Below are 18156 nucleotides of genomic sequence, written 5' to 3' on the forward strand. Positions count from 1 at the left end.
GATATTATATATACATATCCTATAGGAATGGTTGGAATAAAACGCGTGTGTTGACCAGAAAACTGGAGACCAAGATATCTTTAAAGAAGATATCTTGGTTTTTTTCTTTATATAAAAGAAGTTTGTGTGATTTAAGTACAACCAAAGAGTTATAACTTTATGATTATCTATTAAGAGGAGGTTAATATAGGTGAAAAAAATTAATATATGGTTGCCAGTTTTATCAATCATTTTAGCTATAGCTTTAGATGTTTTTGTTAAAGATTCTGGTAAACATATAAAAGCAAAACATCCCTATTTAGTATATTTACTAATAATTTTGTGTATATTTTTTGTTGCTGTAGCAATCCTTTCTTATTTTAATGAGAAGACTAGAACCTGGATTGTAGAAAAAGCATTATTTTATGCAGTAGCTGTTTTATTTTTAAATTTTCTTAACTTAATTACAAAGAAATTCACATTACTTCCAATTATATATTTTCCAACTTTCGATAAAATTTTTGGAGTAATATTTGAAGAAAGAAATTTTCTAGCACTATGTTTAACATCCTCTGGGAAACTTCTTATAACAGGATATATATTTGGAGCAATCGCCGGATTTGTTACGGGAATAAGCGTGGGATTCAGTAAATGGACTAGTTACTGGGTAAATCCAATAGTTCGTATACTTGGACCAATACCATCTACTGCGTGGATTCCTATAGTTTTAATTAGCTTTCCAACTACCTTTTCAGCTAGTGCATTTTTAATAGCTCTTGCTGTATGGTTTCCAACAACCGTTATGACAAGCAGTGGTATTGCAAATATTCAAAATGCTTATTTTGAGGTTTCAAGCACTCTGGGAGCAGGAAAGTATTATCAGATATTTAAAGTTGGAGTACCAGCGGCTATGCCTCACATGTTTATAGGTCTTTTTAATGGAACCTGTGCTTCTTTCATAACACTTATGACTGCTGAGATGTTAGGAGTTAAAAATGGGATAGGATGGTACATCAATTGGCAGAAAGATATGATGGCTTATGCCAATGTATATGCAGGACTAATAATAATTGCAGTTACCTTTTCGATTTTAATTACTATACTTTTTAGAGCTCGTGACAAGGTTCTTGTGTGGCAGAAAGGAGTTATAAAATGGTAGGAGAGATAAAAGTTGAAAAAGTTATAAAGCGTTTTTCACAGTTAGATGGAGGAGAGGTTGTAGCACTTAGCGGCATTGATATTAAAATAAAGGCAGGAGAGTTTGTATCACTAATAGGGCCATCAGGTTGTGGTAAATCTACTTTACTTAGGTTAATAGCTGGACTTAATACAGCTGATGAAGGCAGCTTATATATAGATAATGAAGAAATAAATAAACCATCTTATGAAAGAGGGCTTGTTTTTCAAAACCCTATGCTTTTTCCGTGGTTAAATATACATGATAATGTTGCATTTGGACTTAAAGCTCGAGGAGTGTATAAAGAAAAGAAAAAAGAAGTTGATGAATTTATTAATTTAGTGGGATTGGCTTCTTTTAAGAAGTCGTACCCTCATCAGCTTTCTGGAGGAATGGCTCAAAGGGCATCACTTGCCAGAGCATTAGTTAATCATCCCAAAGTATTACTTTTAGATGAACCTCTTGGAGCACTAGATGCATTTACTAGAATGAATATGCAAGATGAATTAATTCGTATATGGAAAGAGAGAGGAACAACTATGATAATGGTAACTCATGATATAGATGAGGCTATTTATTTATCGGATAGGGTAATAGTAATGACTCCAAGACCAGCTAAGATTGAGACATGCATTGAAGTTGATACATCTAGACCTAGAGCACGTAATACACCAGAATTTTTAAGTTTACGCTCTAAAATATTAGAAATATTGAATTTTGCTGGTGCAGTAGATGAACCAGATTATTATTTATAAGGGGGATATATAATGAATAAAAAATTTATTTCAGTAGTCTTAGCATTAATATCTATAACATTGATATTTGCTGGATGCTCAAAAACAAAAGAGACGTCATCATCAAATGTGAGCTCAAAAGATGATGATTATGTATTAAAGATTGGATACAGTGGAAGTTTGTGTGAAGCGCCTGTTCATATGGCAGCTGAAAAAGGCTTCTTTGATGAGGAAGGTTTAAAAGTAGATTTAATTAAATTAGCCCCAGGAACTGCTTTTGAAGCTGTAACAGCTGGTAAAACAGAAGCTGGATTTGGACTTTTAGCAAGTTTGATTCAACCACTTTCGAATGGATTACCAGTAAAAATCACTACTGGATTACATACAGGCTGCGATAAGGTGCTTGTAAAAAAAGATTCAGGAATAACAAGTGTTAAAGATTTAAAAGGTAAAAAAATTGGAGTTCCAGGCTTAACTGGAAGCCCAGCTATTTTTGCTAAACGTGTTCTTGCAGATGCTGGAATTGGTGTAAGTACAGAAAAAATGGAAGTCGAATTCGTTGTTTTTAGTGCTAACGATCTTCCAATTGCCTTAGAAAATGGATCAATTGACGCTATAGCAAATAATGATCCTACTGCATCTATAGCTAAAAAGGAATATAACTTAAATACAATTGCAGATTCCGCGTTAGATGAAAAATATAAAGATCAATATTGCTGCTCAGCTTATGTTCGTGAAAATATAGCAACTGAACATCCAGAAGTTGCGGCTAAATATACAAGAGCGATGCAAAAGGCAAGTGCTTGGATTCAAGCAAATCAAGATGAGGCTACGAAAATACAAGTAGATAATAAGTGGGTTGCAGGTGATGCAGCATTTAATGCAGAGGTTTTAAAAACATACAACTATATACCATCTGTAAGTGGAGCTTATGATGCATTTGGAGCAACAGCAAAAGCTCTTCAAGAAGTAGGGATGCTTGACAAAAATGTCGATATTGAAGCACTTCACAAAAAGAGTTTTGCAAATTTTGATAATGTTCCAAATGAAGTTAAGTCTTCTGAAGTAAAAAAATAAAACTTAATAGCTTGCTGTCTATATAGATAGCGAGCTATCAATAAAATTAAGGGGGTTTTTATTATGAGTAAAATTGCAAAGAAATTAACTGATTTAATAGGGAATACACCTCTGTTAGAACTAACAGACTACAATAAAGAAAATGGAGTTCAAGGAGAATTAATAGCAAAATTAGAATATTTTAATCCAGGTGGAAGTGTAAAAGATAGAATTGGGTATGCCATGATTCAAGATGCTGAAAAAAAGGGGATTCTAAACAAGGATAGTGTAATAATAGAGCCCACAAGTGGAAATACAGGGATTGCTTTAGCCTTTGTTGCAGCATCTAAAAACTATAAACTAATACTTACCATGCCTGAAACCATGAGTATAGAAAGAAGAAATTTACTTAAAGCTTTAGGGGCAGAATTAGTATTAACACCAGGCAAAGATGGTATGAAGGGCGCTATTAGAAAAGCAGAGGAACTTTCAGCTCAAATTCCTAATTCTTTTATCCCACAACAATTTGAAAATCCCTCTAATCCTGAGATTCACAGAAAAACTACAGCTGAGGAAATTTGGGCTGATACAGATGGAAAAGTGGAGGTTTTTGTTGCTGGAGTAGGAACAGGTGGAACTGTAACTGGTGTAGGTGAAGCGTTAAAGAAGAAAAATCCTAATATAAAGATTATAGCTGTAGAACCATATGATTCACCAGTATTATCAGGTGGAGCTTCAGGTCCTCATAAAATACAGGGAATAGGTGCTGGTTTTGTACCTAAGGTTCTTAATAATGAAATAATTGATGAGATTTATAAAGTTAGAAATGAAGAGGCATTTAGAACTTCTAAAGCATTAGCAAAAAGTGAAGGTTTGTTAGTAGGAATATCTTCTGGAGCAGCAGCTTTTGCAGCAACTCAAATAGCAAAAAGAGAAGAAAATAAGGGTAAGGTAGTAGTGGTTTTATTGCCTGATACTGGAGAAAGATATTTGTCCACACCGCTTTTCCAAGACGAAGAAAGACTGTAGTAATTTATAAAATAGGGGAGTTAAGATATGAGTAGATTTATTGATAGACCAAGATATGTGTGTTCCCTTGGTGGAGGGTTAGAAACCCTCCATGCCTTACCAAGAACTGTACCTATAGTGCATGCATCTTCGGGATGTGGTGCTAATATTTCAAATGCTACAAATCCAGGTGGAGGGCACTTTGGATCAGGTTATGTTTCAGGAACTGCACTTCCAAGTACTAATGTAATAGAAAGAGATATAGTTTTTGGAGGGGAAGACAGATTAAAAGAGCAGATTCAGTCAACTCTTGAAATTGTGGATGGAGACCTTTATGTAGTAGTTACTGGTTGTATGGTTGAGATGATAGGTGATGATGTTAAAAGGGTAACTAGAGAATTCTCAGATGATGGACATCCTATACTTGTTGCTGAAACTGGTGGGTTTAGAGGAAATTCTTTTACAGGCTATGATTTGATATTAGAAACCTTGTTTAGAGAGTTTGTTTTGAAAAAAGAAGAAAAGAAAGCGAATGTAGTTAATATATTTGGGGTGGTTCCTGCTCAGGATGCTTTTTATAAAGGGAACTTAAGAGAATTAAAAAATCTTTTAAGTAAACTTGGATTAAAAGTTAACACTATTTTTGGAGAAGGAGAAACCTTAGAAGATTTAAAAAACATTGGGGATGCAAAGTTAAATATTGTAGTATCTGATTTTTATGGAGTTGACCCAGCTAAGGTATTTGAAGAAGTACATGGTACTCCATATATTGTTACATCAATACCAATAGGTGCAAGAGCTACAGAAGAATTCGTTACTTTAGTAGCTGAATCACTAGGTTTGGAAGATAAGTTAACTGAAAAAGTTATAAAAGAAGAAAAGGGAATTTACTATGATTATCTAGAAAGGATAGTAGATATAGTTAATGATGTAGATTTGCAGCGTTACGGAATAGTTGTTGGAGACGCAAACTATGGACCTGCTGTAACTAAATTTATATCAGATGAATTAGGATGGATACCTTCCCTTACAGTTATTACAGACATATTAGAAGATGAGCAGAAGGAAAAGCTTCTGGAAAGGTTTGAAGATTACGAGTCAGGTTTAAAACCAACTGTGGTTTTTGATACTGATACCTCATCTGTAAAAAGACATCTAAAAAAAGCATGGCCTCAGAATAATGGAAGTAAGTATTTTGATTCCTTTGGTCCAGCAGTTATAATAGGTAGTTCTTTTGAAAGAGATCTTTCAGAAGAGTTTGGATATCCACTACTTAATGTTTCTTTTCCAGTAACTTCAAGAGTATCTTTAAGCAGAGCGTATGCTGGCTTTAGAGGTGGCATTAATTTAGTTGAAGATTTAATCACTCTACTTGTAAGTGGTAGATAGAATAAAAATTAGGAGGGAAAATATGAGTACAATAAATTATATAGATTCTAAAACACCACCTCCAAGAGAAGATAGGTTTGTAGTAACTAATGCCTTTGGAGGAACTTGTTCAGAGATTGTAAGCTGTGGGAAAAGAAATTGTGTAAATGGTAACGAAAGAGCTTTTTCACAGACATTTGGCTGCCAATTTACTTTAAGTCTAGCAATACTTAATACATTAAGAAATGCAGTTATAATAATGCATGCTCCTGTTGGATGCGGTAGCTGTAGTATAGCAAATGCGGCCTTGAGTAAAAAATTTAAACAATTAAGAGATCCTGATGCAAAAGCTAATATATGGCTAAATACAAATTTAAATGAAGCAGATGTTATAGGTGGAGGGTTAGATAAATTAAAAGAAGCAGTATTATATGCTGAAAGTGAGTTTAGACCAGAATCCATCATAGTTGCAAATGGTTGTGTACCAGCCTTAATAGGCGATGATATAGATGGTTTGCTTCAGCAAGTTAGACCACAAGTGTCAGCTAAGTTAGTAGCAGTTCATTGTGAGGGTTTTAAAACTAGAATAATGGCTACAGCCTATGATGCCGTTTATCATGGATTATTAAGAAATTTTGTAAGAGATCAACAGATACCTTTAGAAGAAAAGATATATGAAAATGAAATAGAGAAGTTAAAAGAACAATATAGAATAAATCGCACAGTTAATGTTTTAAATGTTTCTTCTATGAGTAGAGATGATGAAGTGGAATTAGAGAGACTTTTAAATGCACTGGGTTTAACTGTTAGATTTTTGCCTTGTTATGCTGAAACAGATACCTTTAAATATGTTACAGAAGCGGCTCTAAACATAAGTATTTGTGCAACACATGATGATTATTTCTCAAAACATTTAGAACTTCTTTATGGAATACCATTTGTACTTAAAACCATTCCTATAGGTAGGAAAAATACTGAGATATGGATTAAAGATATAGCTGAATTTTTTGGACTTGAGGAAGAGGCAGAAAAACTTATAGAAAAAGAAAGCAAAGAATTAGATGAGGCATTAGAACCTTATAGAAAAACTCTAAAAGGAAAAAGAGCCTATTTAACTGGTGGAGAAATAAGAATTCTATCTACAGCAGAACTTCTTGATGATTTGGGTATGGAAGTAATAGGTATGAGAGGATTTCATTATGATGAATTTGCTGATCCATTAATAGAAGTGCTACCTAATAAAGATGAGATATTATTTAACGCAGCTACTCAACAGCCTTTTGAATTAGCAAATTTAATAGAAAGAGAAAGACCAGACTTAGTTATAGGTCATGTAGGAGGAAATGGACATATAGCAAAACAAGGAGTGCCTGTCTTCCCTTTGTTTGGACCAAGCTACAATTACCTAGGTTATTCTGGAGCTTTTGAAATAGCTAGAAGATTAAACAGAATATTAAAAAATACTATGTTTAATAAAAATATCTCTGAAAATGTAAAATTGCCATATAAAAAAGAATGGTATTCACAAAATCCATTCCATTATATAAAAAATCAAGAAGATTTAGTATAAGAAAAGAGGTGTACATCTATTAAAAAGACAGTTTATATGGATTATGCAGCTACCACCTATACTAAACCAGAAGTATTAAATGAAATGCTGCCTTATTTTACTGAATTTTATGGAAATCCCTCTTCAAGTTATGATATTTCTGATGAACCTAAAAATGCTATAAAATTAGCAAGAAAAAGAGTAGCTAGAGCTATAGGAGCTGATGAAAATGAAGTATATTTTACTAATGGAGGCTCTGAAGCTGATAGTTGGGCATTAAAAGGAATAGCCTTAGCTAATAAAAATAAAGGAAATCATATTATAACTTCAAAAATAGAACATCATGCTACATTGCATACCTGTGATTATCTAGAGAGACAAGGTTTTGAAGTAACCTATCTTTCTGTAGATGAATTTGGAATAATAAATCTGGAAGAACTAAAAAACTCAATTAAAGAAACTACAATACTTGTTTCAATAATGTTTGTAAACAATGAAATCGGAACTATTGAACCTATAAAAGAGATAGGAACTATATGTAGAGAAAAAGGGGTATATTTTCATACAGATGCAGTTCAGGCAATTGGACATATCGATATTGACGTAAATAAAATTAATATTGATCTATTGTCAATATCAGGGCATAAGTTTTATGCACCTAAGGGTATTGGAGCTTTGTATATAAGAAATGGAGTTAATATAGATTCATTGGTACATGGAGGGGGACAAGAAAGATCTAAGAGAGCGGGAACCGAAAATGTACCTGGGATAGTTGGACTTGGTAAGGCAATTGAAATTGCAACCTTAAATATCAAGGAAAAATCAGAGAGATTAACTGTACTTAGAGATAAACTTATTGAGGGGCTATTAAGTATACCAAATAGTAGCTTAAATGGACCTCTTGGAGAAAGTAGAATATCATGTAACGTTAATGTCTCTTTTGAAGATATAAATGGTGAATCTGTCTTATTATTATTATTAAATCTAGCAGGAATATATGCTTCTAGTGGAAGTGCCTGTGCATCTAAATATCTAGATCCATCTCATGTACTTGTAGCTATAGGATTAGATGAGGAGAAAGCTAAAAGTTCAATAAGATTTACATTAGGGGAAAGAAGCACTAGTGAGGAAGTTGATTACGTAATAAAAACTACTCAGGATATAGTTATGAGGCTTAGAAAAATAGATTCATATTTATAATCTCAAATATAATAAAACTTAAATGAGTGTTGCTAATGTTATTTGGCGACCAGAATTTTTAGAGAATCCTAAGAACTATGTCCCATGGTAATCTTAGTAGATGACTAAAGTCTGGTGATACATTAGCAACTTCTTATAAATAAGAGGTGGATAAATGGCTTATAAAATAGCGGTAGCAAGTAGTGATGGTAAGGTTATAAATGAGCATTTTGGTAAAGCAACTAAGTTTTTAATTTTTAATATAGATGAAGATAGATACGAGTTTTCAGAAGTATTAGAAGCATCTCCATTTTGTAGTAATGGAGATCATAATGAAGAAAAACTTTTATTAGCAACAGAAAAACTCGCAGGATGTAGAGCGGTTTTAATTACTCAGATAGGCTATGTTGCAGTAAAGGCATTAGAAAGCAGGGGAATAGAAGTGTTTGAAATTAAAACTTTAATAGAGGATGCTTTAAATAAGATAATACTATATTATTTAAAAGTTGATGGAGGAATTAAATATGACTAAAAAGTTGAAACAGATTGCGATTTATGGTAAAGGTGGCATTGGTAAATCTACAACAACTTCAAATATAAGTGCAGCATTAACCACAATGGGCTATAAGGTTATGCAGTTTGGATGTGACCCGAAAAGCGACTCAACAAATACACTAAGAGATGGTACTTACATTCCAACTGTACTTGATACCTTAAGAGAAAAAAACAAGGTAAATGCACATGATGTAATATTTCAAGGCTTCAATGGGATATATTGTGTAGAAGCAGGTGGGCCAGCTCCAGGCGTTGGATGTGCAGGAAGAGGTATAATAACTGCGGTTCAGCTATTTAAACAGCAAAGAGTATTTGAGGAACTAGATTTAGATTATGTTATATATGATGTTTTAGGAGATGTTGTATGTGGTGGATTTGCAGTTCCTATTCGTGAAGGAATAGCCGAGCATGTATTTACAGTATCTTCATCTGACTTTATGTCGGTGTATGCATCAAACAATCTTTTTAAAGGAATTCATAGATATTCTAATTCAGGTGGAGCACTGTTAGGAGGAGTTATAGCAAACTCAATTAATCAACCTTATTCTAAAGCAATAATAGATGATTTTGTGGCTAGAACTAACACTCAGGTTATGGAATATGTTCCAAGATCAATAACAGTTACACAAAGTGAGCTTCAAGGTAAAACCACTATAGAAGCTGCTCCAGATTCAGAACAAGCTAAGATTTATAAAAGACTTGCAAAAAGAATTTCAGAACATACAGATTCTAAAGTGCCATCTCCACTTACAGTAGGAGAACTTAAAGATTGGGCAGGAAAATGGGCAGATCAACTTCTTGCAATAGAGAGTGGACAAATCACTTCAAATGCAGCAGGAATATAAACTTACAATAATTAAACCTCATGTGGATAAATCTCATGAGGGATTTTTTTAAATGACAAAAAATAAAGGGAGGAAATATAAATGACAGAGTTAAAAAAATCATGTACAAATTGTGGAACATATAATTGCAAATCTAGGGATAGTGTATTCCCACCATTTTGTCTTACAGAGAATGTTGACGAAAAAATTCTAGATGAGGCTTTGGATTTATATAAAAATGATGAATTAGTATCAAAAATTGCTCATGCATCAGCAGAAGTTGAAGGGCAGTACTATGGACAATTAACAAGAGCGGAGGAAATTATAGTATTTGCAAAAAAGATAGGCGCAAAGAAGATAGGTATAGCAACTTGCATAGGACTTATTGAAGAAAGTAAAATCTTTGGTAAAATCCTTAAAGCAAAAGGATTAGACTTTTATAGTGTTGCTTGTAAGGTTGGAGGAACTGATAAAAATGAGATAGGAATAAAAGATGAGGATAAGATTATAAAAAGTGGATATGAAGCACTCTGTAACCCTATTGCGCAAGCTAAGATATTAAATGAAGAAAAAACTGATCTTAATGTGGTTGTAGGACTTTGCGTTGGGCATGATTCATTGTTTATGAAATATTCAGAAGCCCCAGTAACAACTCTTGTAACTAAAGACAGAATACTTGCACATAACCCAGTTGGTGCATTATATGCGTCTTGTTTTTATTACAGCAGACTTCTAAAAAAGGAGAATTAAGATGGGAGTTAAAATAGCTGCAGGAAGCAGTGATGGAATAGTTATAGATCAACACTTTGGAAGTGGCAATAAATTTTATATTTTTGAGCTTCTAGAAGATGGTAACTTTAATATTTTAGATATTAGAGAAGGTATAGATAATAAAGAGGATTTTTTAGAAACATATGATGAAGTGAAAGCTTTAGGCTGTAATGAAAATAGTAGTGGGAGCTGTGGGTCAGGCTGCTCACCTAAAGAGCATAATAATGATGATTTATATTCTAAAGTGAAGTTATTAAATGATTGTGATATGGTATTAATAAATAGAATAGGAAAATTTGCAGAAAAGCTATTGTTAAAAAATGGTATAAGCGCTTTAGAAGCTGAGGGAGATATTAAAGAAGCATTCTCTAGCCTTTTTAAATATTATAAAAGAATAAAAAAATTATAGATATTTACGGCAGATAATAAAGTCATGTTTAAATATATCGATTTAAATGTGACTTTATAGTTTTATATAAACTAACAAATAAATATTAGTTTAATATTCTATAACAAGTAAATACTTTCATTGTTGACAGTAAAGGTCGGATTTGCTATTATTATAAAATAAAGTTTATCATTTTAGTCGGCTTTAAGGAGTGATTTTTTTGAAATTATCTACTAAGGGTAGATATGGTGTAAAAGCTATGGTTGATTTAGCAATACATTATGGACTGGACCCTGTATCAATTAAAACTATATCTGAAAGACAAAATATATCCGAATATTATTTAGAACAATTATTTTCACCACTTAGAAAAGCAAAGCTTTTAAAAAGTATAAGAGGTGCGCAAGGAGGATATATACTAAACAAAGATCCTAAAGAAATAAAAGTTTCTGATATAATGGAGATTTTAGAAGGACCAGTTGAAATAGCAGAGTGTATTGATGGGGTTGTCTGCGACAACCTAGATTGTTGTGCAACCAGGCTTTTATGGAAAAAAATTAAAGAAAGTATTGATGAGGTTATGGAGTCTGTAACTTTACAAGACATTGTTGACGACTATAACAGTATGAAAACAAAAAATTCTTTGATAAAAATGGAGAAGAGGAGTGATAACAATGAATAAAACAGTTTACATGGATTATTCAGCTACTACATATGTTAAACCAGAAGTTCTAGAAGAAATGATGCCATATTTTACTCAAAGTTTTGGAAATCCATCATCCTTTTATGGAATTTCCAGAGATACAAAAAGAGCTATAGATAAGGCAAGAGAAAGAGTTGCAAAGCCCTTAAATGCAGACTCTTCAGAAATATACTTTACTGGCGGCGGATCAGAAGCTGATAACTGGGCCATTAAAGGTGTAGCATTTGCCCAAAAGAAAAAAGGAAATCATATTATTACAACTAAAATAGAGCACCATGCGGTATTACATACTTGTGAATGGTTAGAGAAAAATGGATTTGAAGTAACTTACCTAGATGTTGATTCAGAAGGTTTTATAAAAATAGAAGACTTAGTAAATGCAATTAAAGATACAACTATATTAGTTTCTGTAATGTTTGCAAACAATGAAATAGGAACTATTCAACCTATAAAAGAGATTGGTGAAATCTGTAGAGAGAAAAGAATAATTTTCCATACAGATGCAGTTCAAGCGATTGGAAATTTAGAGATAGATGTTAAAGACATGAACATCGACCTACTATCTTTAGCAGGGCATAAATTCTATGGTCCTAAGGGAGTAGGAGCTCTTTATATAAGAAAAGGTGTAAGAATAGATAATTTAATCCACGGTGGTGGTCAAGAAAGAGCAAGAAGAGCAGGAACAGAAAATATAGCTGGAGTTGTAGGACTTGGTAAAGCTATGGAACTTGCTTATGAAAACCTAGAAGAACACACTAAGGCAATGGAAGTTCTTAGAGAGAAACTAATAGACGGACTATTAAAAGTGCCACATACAAAGTTAAACGGACCAAGAGGTGATAAGAGATTACCTGGTAATGTTAACGTAGGTTTTGAATTTATTGAAGGAGAGTCAATACTTCTTTCATTAGATTTTGAAGGTGTTTGTGCGTCTTCAGGTAGTGCTTGTACGTCTGGTTCTCTAGATCCATCTCATGTACTTTTAGCTATAGGATTACCTCATGAAAAAGCTCATGGATCTTTAAGATTGTCTTTAGGAGATGGAAACACAGAAGAAGAGGTAGATTACGTTTTAGAAGTAGTACCTCCAATTATAGAAAGATTAAGAAATATGTCTCCACTATGGGAAGACTTTTTAAAGAAAGGGGAAAAATAATATGATATATAGTGACAAAGTAATGGACCATTTTAGAAATCCTAGAAACGTAGGTGAAATCGAAGACGCAAACGGTGTTGGAGAAGTTGGAAACGCTAAATGCGGAGATATAATGAAAATATACTTAAAGGTTGAAGATAATGTAATAAAAGATGCTAAATTCAAAACTTTTGGTTGTGGATCAGCAATTGCATCATCATCAATGGCTACAGAACTAATAATAGGAAAAACTTTAGAAGATGCTTGGGAATTAACTAATAAAGCAGTAGCAGAAGCTTTAGATGGACTTCCACCAGTTAAAATGCACTGTTCAGTTTTAGCAGAAGAAGCTATTCATAAAGCTATAAATGATTATAGAAAAAATGCTGGATTAGATTTAACAGGTTGGGATTTTGAAGAACATGATGATATTCATGACCATGTTCATGGTGATGAATAATATAAAGGTGGTTTTATGAAAAAGAAAGTTGTTGTAGGTATGAGCGGAGGAGTTGATTCCTCTGTTGCAGCATACCTCTTAAAAGAACAAGGTTATGACGTTATAGGAGTAACCATGCAAGTATGGCAAGAAGATAAGGACTATGAAGAAAGAGAAGGTGGATGCTGTTCACTATCAGCTGTAGATGATGCAAGAAGAGTGGCAGATAAGCTGGGTATTCCTTTTTACGTTCTAAACTTTAGAGATAGCTTTAAAGAAAAAGTTATAGACTACTTTGTAGATGAATACTTAGAAGGAAAAACTCCAAACCCTTGTGTAGCTTGTAATAAATATCTTAAATTTGATGAATTATTAAGAAAAGCAGAAGGAATAGGAGCAGAATACGTAGCTACAGGACATTATGCAAAAATAGCTAAAGAAAATGGTAGATATAATCTTATAAAAAGTGATGATGATAGAAAAGATCAAACCTACGCTTTATATAACCTTACTCAATACCAACTTGAGCACACATTAATGCCTTGTGGAGAATACACTAAAGATAAAATAAGAGAAATAGCGAAAGAAATTGGCTTGGCTGTTCATAATAAGAAAGATAGCCAAGAAATATGTTTTGTTAGTGATAACAATCATGGTAACTATATAACTTTAGCTAAACCTGGTACAGTTAAAATTGGTAAATTTGTTGATAAATTTGGTAATGTACTTGGAGAACATAAAGGAATTGTATACTATACAATAGGCCAAAGAAAAGGGCTAGGAATAGCACTTGGAAGACCTGTATTTGTTACTGATATAAACCCAATGACAAATGAAGTAGTCCTTGGACCAGAAGAAGATATATTTAAAACTGATCTAGTAGCTAAAGATTTAAACTTCATAACCTTTGATAAGTTAGATAAAGAAATAGAAGTTACAGCTAAGATGAGATATTCTGCAAAACCAGCTAAAGCAATTGTTTCACCTTATGAAGATGGTAAGGTAAAAGTTAGCTTTAAGGATAAGCAGAGAGCCATAACCAAGGGTCAATCAGTTGTATTCTATGATGGAAACAATGTAGTTGGCGGTGGAATAATAGAAAGTATTCTATAGAACTTAAAAAGAGCTTTTGGGTGAAACCAAGGGCTCTTTTTTCTATCTATTTATATGCTCATTTGATATATCAATAAAACTTTTAAGGGAAGCATTAAGTTTTACATGGTCATTTATTACAAATTTAAGCTTAAGTTTCTTAAAATCCTCACCTAAATCATAAACATGAAAATTATTGTTTTTAGGTAAAATACTTTTAGGTAAAAGAGACACACCAAGACCACTATTTACACCATTAAGAATAGCTTCCAAAGTATCAAATTCTAGGATGTTAACTGGACTTGAGTGGTTAGTAGCAAACCATTTTTTTAGAAGCTTACCATAGGGACAATAAGTATCTGTATTTACTATTATTGGTGTGGTTATATTATTAATATCTTTTATTGGGGTAGAAGAGATTAAAACCGTCTCCTCCATGAAACTAAAAACTTCCTTAAACTTAATAGATGGATATTCATCATATATAAAGGCACCATCTAGCTCATGTTTTGAAAGTTTATCTAAAAGAACCTCTTGCTTTTCAGTTTTTAATACTAAAGCTACAGAAGGATTTTTATCATAAAATAAAACAAATAATTTAGGTAGTCTAGAGGCAGAAATAGTTTGAGTAGCGCCAATTGTAAGTTTGGAACTAATTTTAGAAGGGGAGAACTCTTCTGTAGCTTCATCCACTAACCTAATAATTTTATCAGCATACTCAAGTAGTTTCTCTCCATGAGGAGTAACAGTGACACCTCTATTATTCCTTGTAAATAAAGTTGTATTTAATTCATTTTCAAGAACCTTAATTCTCATAGTTATATTAGACTGTGCATATCCAAGGTTTAAGGCAGCTTTTGATATAGACTTTTCATATGCAACCATTTGAAATATTCTTAAATCATTAATTTCCATAGTATAAAAACCTTTCAGAAAAATTATTCTATATTGTGATATCACTAAAAATGATATTAGCCATTATTTATAAGTATTATACAGCTTTTATTTAGGGAGTTAAACTATAATTGTAAAAACAAATATAACTATTCTTATAATTAATGAGAAGTACAAGGAGGATGAGAGTAAAATGATAGCAACACAATATAAGATCATATTACCCAGCGATTATGATATGAATATAATAAAGGACAGAGTCAAAAATAATGGTCATAAAACCGATGGTTTTGAAGATTTAAAGATCAAACTATATCTAATAACAGAAAAGGGAGAAAACAATAATCTACAAAATAGTTATTGCCCTTTATATATATGGAAAGGCAGCAAGGGCTTAAATAAATTCCTATTTGATGGCTTTTATGATAATATAATAACTTCATTTGGGTGGCAAAAAGTCAATGTAGGAATACCCCTAATTGATACAACGACTCAGGCTTTTAAGAATATAAAATACATATTTGAAGTAACAAAAGAAATAAAACCTCAAGAAAGTTTGAAAAATTTAAAAGATGAAATAGAAAAGGATATGCCTAAACTTTACGATGTAGAGTATGTTGTTATTTATAATCCAGACAAGTGGAAATATAGTATATTCTATTTTATAGAAGATTTAAGTAAAGTAAAAGCAGAAAAAGGGATAATTTATAATGTCCTTCATATATCGGAAGGAAAATGATAATAGAAACCTCGTTTAATAATTAAGCATCACTTCTTTTAATAAAAATCATTACTTAAATATTTTCTATTTTAAGTAACCAGTTTATAGGCTATAATAAAGTAAAAATGTTTTATAAGGAGCAGTTGATATGTTTGATAAAACGAGTAATTATGATTATGATAAATTTTTACAGACATTAAAAGAAACTAAGGAAATACATAATTCATTGAATGAGTTATTAAAATATGACTTTATATATCATTCTAATAAAATAGAGGGAAGCACTTTTACTACAGAAGCTCTACAAATGCTATTTGAGAAGAATATAGTTATGGGAACGCACACGCTAGATGATGTTCAAGAAACAGTTAATTCTTTTTATACCTTTGATTTAGTTATTGATTCTCTTGAAGAAGAAATAACTATAGAATCAATTAAAGAATGGCATTCAAGTTTAATGTATAGAACAAGATTATATGATTTGGGTCTTGCAGGAGTATTTAAAAAATATCCTAATAAAATACTAGGGGCAGATTTTGATACAGCAAGTCCATTAGAAACGGAAGATAAAATAAAATCTCTAATCAGTGATTATAATAGCTTGAAAAATATAACTTTAGAAGATTTAGCAAGATTTCATGTTGAGTTTGAAAAAATTCACCCTTTCCAAGATGGGAATGGACGAATTGGGCGTTTTGTATTTTTGAAGCAGTTATTAGATAATAGATTTCCACTCCAATACATGAATGGAGATACATCAGATGAATATAAAAAAGCACTAGCAAATTGTAAAGCTGATGATGTTAGCTCGCTTATTAGTTATATAAAGATGCAAAGGGACTTTATTTACGATAATAGAAATATGTTTTAAATAGGAAAAGTGCTATCTTTGAGGGATGGGGCACTTTTTTTCACTTTTATTATGTAGAAATATCTTCGCAGAAGTATATTTCATTAGATTAATTTTAGACTTAATTCACACCCAAGCACTATTATAGAAAATATTATGAGTACAGTACAAAAGGATTGATAATATGAATGAGCTTAAATTAAGTGGGAAGTTTAAATCCTTTAGCCTATTAAATAAAGAGTTGAGTAATGAGGATTTAGTTAATTATATTAATAAATATGAAGAAAATATAATGAAATATGATTTTAAATTTTATGAATTATTTTCATCAAACAATATTGAAGGAAATAGAATGACCATCGAAGAAACCAGAGTTGTTTTAGAAAAGGGAACCGTTGAAGCAAGAGTGAAGGATGTTGTTGAAGCTTTAAACTTAGAAAAAGCAATGAAAAAATACGCTCAATTAGAAAATCTTTCTTTAGAAATTATATTAGATATTCATAAAATAATAACAAACCTAGTGATTGAAGAGGAGGAGTGGTCAGGAAGGCTAAGAGATGGCAGTGTAGCTATAACAAACTCACTTCATAGACCCCCAGACTTTAAGGATGTTCCAGAAAAGCTTAAAGAATCAATTAACAAGTTTAATAAATCTGATAAGAAAATAGAAGATGTTTTTAGGCTTAAGTTAGAATTTGTAGAAATACATCCCTTCTATGATGGAAATGGAAGAACTTCAAGAGTAATTCAAAACGCATTATTAAGCAATATCGATATGCCAAGACTTATTATAAGACCACAAGATAAGCAGCATTATTATAAAGCATTAGAAGATGCTACAGTATACGGCAACAGAATGGGATTTATAAGATTTTCATTATTATATACCTTGTTTATGTGTGTAAATGGCAGGGAGTTTATTAAAGAGATTAAATAAATATAATGAAGCAAATTGTAAAGCTGATGATGTTAGCTCACTTATTAGTTATATAAAAATGCAAAGGGACTTTATTTACGATAATAGAAATATGTTTTAATATAATGTTGAAATGTACCATGAAAAAATACAGGTGAGATTGTTCACCTGTATTTTTTAGTAAAAGAAAAGTATGTATTACTATCAGTAGTTAAATACTCAGGATATCAATATCATATTCCATCCTTTTAGCTGCAGCAACAGCAATCTCTTCACCTAAAAGTTTTTTAATAATGTAAAATGACATATTAATTCCAGCAGATATACCACCCGAAGTAATTATAGGAGACTCATCAACAAACTTAACATTGCGAAGGACATTAATTTTAGTATACTCGTTTTCTAACCTATCAATATCCATCCAATGTGTTGTAGCTTGTTTTCCTTCCAATAAACCAGCTTCAGCCAATAAAAATGCACCAGTGCAGACAGATGCCATTATATCCACATGATTCATATTAGCTTTAATCCAGCTTATAATCTTTGGATTATGAATTTCAATTTCTTCTGCTCCATATCCCCCAGGTATAATTAAAATATCAAACTGTGGAGAGTCACAGAAATCATAATCAGGTTGAATTTTCAATCCATTACGAGCCTTTATTAAATCCTTTGTCTCAGCAACTGTATGTACTTTGAAGGGTTTTTCATTACATCCCATATATGTGGCAATTGAAAACACCTCAAATGGACCAGCAAAATCTAATACCTCAACTTCATTAAAAAGTAAAATACCTATATTTTTCTGTTCTAACACT

20 protein-coding genes are annotated in these 18156 nt (G+C 32.0%); 18 read left to right on the forward strand and 2 right to left on the reverse strand.

Annotated elements, in window-relative coordinates:
• The first annotated feature begins 190 nt into the window (after positions 1 to 190).
• From P8F83_RS04470 to mnmA, 15 genes are all read left to right on the forward strand, one after another.
• Entirely contained in the window at positions 191 to 1138 is a 948-nt protein-coding gene (locus P8F83_RS04470; protein ID WP_315111336.1) for an ABC transporter permease, read from the forward strand.
• Complete coding sequence (locus tag P8F83_RS04475; protein ID WP_326513620.1) at positions 1132 to 1911, forward strand: ABC transporter ATP-binding protein; 780 nt, start codon at positions 1132 to 1134, stop codon at positions 1909 to 1911. The genes P8F83_RS04470 and P8F83_RS04475 overlap by 7 nt, the downstream gene beginning before the upstream one ends.
• 12 nt (positions 1912 to 1923) lie before the next feature.
• On the forward strand, positions 1924 to 2967 hold the full coding sequence (locus P8F83_RS04480) for an ABC transporter substrate-binding protein (RefSeq protein ID WP_326513621.1): 1044 nt from the start codon (positions 1924 to 1926) through the stop codon (positions 2965 to 2967).
• 63 nt (positions 2968 to 3030) lie between these two features.
• Positions 3031 to 3975 (forward strand): cysteine synthase A, encoded by a 945-nt coding sequence (gene cysK / locus P8F83_RS04485; protein ID WP_326513622.1) that lies wholly within the window; start codon positions 3031 to 3033, stop codon positions 3973 to 3975.
• A 27-nt stretch (positions 3976 to 4002) separates the two neighbouring features.
• A complete protein-coding gene (locus P8F83_RS04490) occupies positions 4003 to 5343 on the forward strand; it encodes a nitrogenase component 1 (protein ID WP_326513623.1) in 1341 nt (446 codons plus the stop codon).
• A 22-nt stretch (positions 5344 to 5365) separates the two neighbouring features.
• A complete protein-coding gene (locus P8F83_RS04495) occupies positions 5366 to 6892 on the forward strand; it encodes a nitrogenase component 1 (RefSeq protein ID WP_326513624.1) in 1527 nt (508 codons plus the stop codon).
• A 36-nt stretch (positions 6893 to 6928) separates the two neighbouring features.
• The gene (gene nifS, locus P8F83_RS04500; RefSeq protein ID WP_326513625.1) at positions 6929 to 8071 is read left to right on the forward strand and encodes a cysteine desulfurase NifS; all 1143 of its coding nucleotides are present in this window, start codon (positions 6929 to 6931) and stop codon (positions 8069 to 8071) included.
• Between the two features lie 154 nt (positions 8072 to 8225).
• Complete coding sequence (locus P8F83_RS04505; protein ID WP_326513626.1) at positions 8226 to 8582, forward strand: NifB/NifX family molybdenum-iron cluster-binding protein; 357 nt, start codon at positions 8226 to 8228, stop codon at positions 8580 to 8582.
• Positions 8575 to 9450 carry a nitrogenase iron protein gene (gene nifH, locus P8F83_RS04510; protein WP_315111357.1) on the forward strand — a complete coding sequence of 292 codons (876 nt, stop codon included), beginning with the start codon at positions 8575 to 8577 and terminating at the stop codon, positions 9448 to 9450. Before P8F83_RS04505 ends, nifH begins: the two co-directional genes overlap by 8 nt.
• A gap of 81 nt (positions 9451 to 9531) precedes the next feature.
• Positions 9532 to 10179: a DUF1847 domain-containing protein gene (locus P8F83_RS04515; protein ID WP_326513627.1), complete on the forward strand. Its 648-nt coding sequence runs from the start codon at positions 9532 to 9534 to the stop codon at positions 10177 to 10179.
• Position 10180: 1 nt separating this feature from the next.
• Complete coding sequence (locus P8F83_RS04520; RefSeq protein ID WP_326513628.1) at positions 10181 to 10609, forward strand: NifB/NifX family molybdenum-iron cluster-binding protein; 429 nt, start codon at positions 10181 to 10183, stop codon at positions 10607 to 10609.
• Positions 10610 to 10808: 199 nt separating this feature from the next.
• Positions 10809 to 11270, forward strand: a complete 462-nt coding sequence (locus P8F83_RS04525) for an RrF2 family transcriptional regulator (protein ID WP_073015724.1) — start codon at positions 10809 to 10811, stop codon at positions 11268 to 11270.
• A complete protein-coding gene (gene nifS, locus P8F83_RS04530) occupies positions 11263 to 12447 on the forward strand; it encodes a cysteine desulfurase NifS (RefSeq protein ID WP_238906891.1) in 1185 nt (394 codons plus the stop codon). Before P8F83_RS04525 ends, nifS (P8F83_RS04530) begins: the two co-directional genes overlap by 8 nt.
• Before the next feature lies 1 nt (position 12448).
• Entirely contained in the window at positions 12449 to 12886 is a 438-nt protein-coding gene (gene nifU / locus P8F83_RS04535) for a Fe-S cluster assembly scaffold protein NifU (RefSeq protein ID WP_021802293.1), read from the forward strand.
• Positions 12887 to 12901: 15 nt separating this feature from the next.
• Positions 12902 to 13978 carry a tRNA 2-thiouridine(34) synthase MnmA gene (gene mnmA / locus P8F83_RS04540; RefSeq protein WP_326513629.1) on the forward strand — a complete coding sequence of 359 codons (1077 nt, stop codon included), beginning with the start codon at positions 12902 to 12904 and terminating at the stop codon, positions 13976 to 13978.
• A 42-nt stretch (positions 13979 to 14020) separates the two neighbouring features.
• Here the strand turns inward: mnmA and P8F83_RS04545 are convergent, their stop codons facing one another.
• Complete coding sequence (locus tag P8F83_RS04545; protein WP_326513630.1) at positions 14021 to 14872, reverse strand: LysR family transcriptional regulator; 852 nt, start codon at positions 14870 to 14872, stop codon at positions 14021 to 14023.
• A gap of 172 nt (positions 14873 to 15044) precedes the next feature.
• Here P8F83_RS04545 and P8F83_RS04550 point away from each other — a divergent pair, with 172 nt between their 5' ends.
• From P8F83_RS04550 to P8F83_RS04560, 3 genes are all read left to right on the forward strand, one after another.
• Positions 15045 to 15590 (forward strand): DUF4865 family protein, encoded by a 546-nt coding sequence (locus P8F83_RS04550; RefSeq protein ID WP_326513631.1) that lies wholly within the window; start codon positions 15045 to 15047, stop codon positions 15588 to 15590.
• A 130-nt stretch (positions 15591 to 15720) separates the two neighbouring features.
• A complete protein-coding gene (locus tag P8F83_RS04555) occupies positions 15721 to 16443 on the forward strand; it encodes a Fic family protein (RefSeq protein ID WP_326513632.1) in 723 nt (240 codons plus the stop codon).
• A gap of 163 nt (positions 16444 to 16606) precedes the next feature.
• Entirely contained in the window at positions 16607 to 17359 is a 753-nt protein-coding gene (locus P8F83_RS04560; protein WP_326513633.1) for a Fic family protein, read from the forward strand.
• Between the two features lie 190 nt (positions 17360 to 17549).
• Here the strand turns inward: P8F83_RS04560 and P8F83_RS04565 are convergent, their stop codons facing one another.
• Positions 17550 to 18155 (reverse strand): DJ-1/PfpI family protein, encoded by a 606-nt coding sequence (locus P8F83_RS04565; protein WP_326513634.1) that lies wholly within the window; start codon positions 18153 to 18155, stop codon positions 17550 to 17552.
• Between the last annotated feature and the right edge of the window lies 1 nt (position 18156).

The sequence above is a fragment of the Clostridium intestinale genome (assembly GCF_035905475.1).
GTDB classification, from domain to species: domain Bacteria; phylum Bacillota; class Clostridia; order Clostridiales; family Clostridiaceae; genus Clostridium_T; species Clostridium_T intestinale.

Coding starts and splice junctions, on each gene's coding strand:
- P8F83_RS04475 (WP_326513620.1), top strand. CDS start 1,132: ATGGTAGGAGAGATAAAAGTTGAAAAAGTTATAAAGCGTTTTTCACAG.
- P8F83_RS04480 (WP_326513621.1), top strand. CDS start 1,924: ATGAATAAAAAATTTATTTCAGTAGTCTTAGCATTAATATCTATAACA.
- cysK (WP_326513622.1), top strand. CDS start 3,031: ATGAGTAAAATTGCAAAGAAATTAACTGATTTAATAGGGAATACACCT.
- P8F83_RS04490 (WP_326513623.1), top strand. CDS start 4,003: ATGAGTAGATTTATTGATAGACCAAGATATGTGTGTTCCCTTGGTGGA.
- P8F83_RS04495 (WP_326513624.1), top strand. CDS start 5,366: ATGAGTACAATAAATTATATAGATTCTAAAACACCACCTCCAAGAGAA.
- nifS (WP_326513625.1), top strand. CDS start 6,929: ATGGATTATGCAGCTACCACCTATACTAAACCAGAAGTATTAAATGAA.
- P8F83_RS04505 (WP_326513626.1), top strand. CDS start 8,226: ATGGCTTATAAAATAGCGGTAGCAAGTAGTGATGGTAAGGTTATAAAT.
- nifH (WP_315111357.1), top strand. CDS start 8,575: ATGACTAAAAAGTTGAAACAGATTGCGATTTATGGTAAAGGTGGCATT.
- P8F83_RS04515 (WP_326513627.1), top strand. CDS start 9,532: ATGACAGAGTTAAAAAAATCATGTACAAATTGTGGAACATATAATTGC.
- P8F83_RS04520 (WP_326513628.1), top strand. CDS start 10,181: ATGGGAGTTAAAATAGCTGCAGGAAGCAGTGATGGAATAGTTATAGAT.
- nifS (WP_238906891.1), top strand. CDS start 11,263: ATGAATAAAACAGTTTACATGGATTATTCAGCTACTACATATGTTAAA.
- nifU (WP_021802293.1), top strand. CDS start 12,449: ATGATATATAGTGACAAAGTAATGGACCATTTTAGAAATCCTAGAAAC.
- mnmA (WP_326513629.1), top strand. CDS start 12,902: ATGAAAAAGAAAGTTGTTGTAGGTATGAGCGGAGGAGTTGATTCCTCT.
- P8F83_RS04545 (WP_326513630.1), bottom strand. CDS start 14,872: ATGGAAATTAATGATTTAAGAATATTTCAAATGGTTGCATATGAAAAG.
- P8F83_RS04550 (WP_326513631.1), top strand. CDS start 15,045: ATGATAGCAACACAATATAAGATCATATTACCCAGCGATTATGATATG.
- P8F83_RS04555 (WP_326513632.1), top strand. CDS start 15,721: ATGTTTGATAAAACGAGTAATTATGATTATGATAAATTTTTACAGACA.
- P8F83_RS04560 (WP_326513633.1), top strand. CDS start 16,607: ATGAATGAGCTTAAATTAAGTGGGAAGTTTAAATCCTTTAGCCTATTA.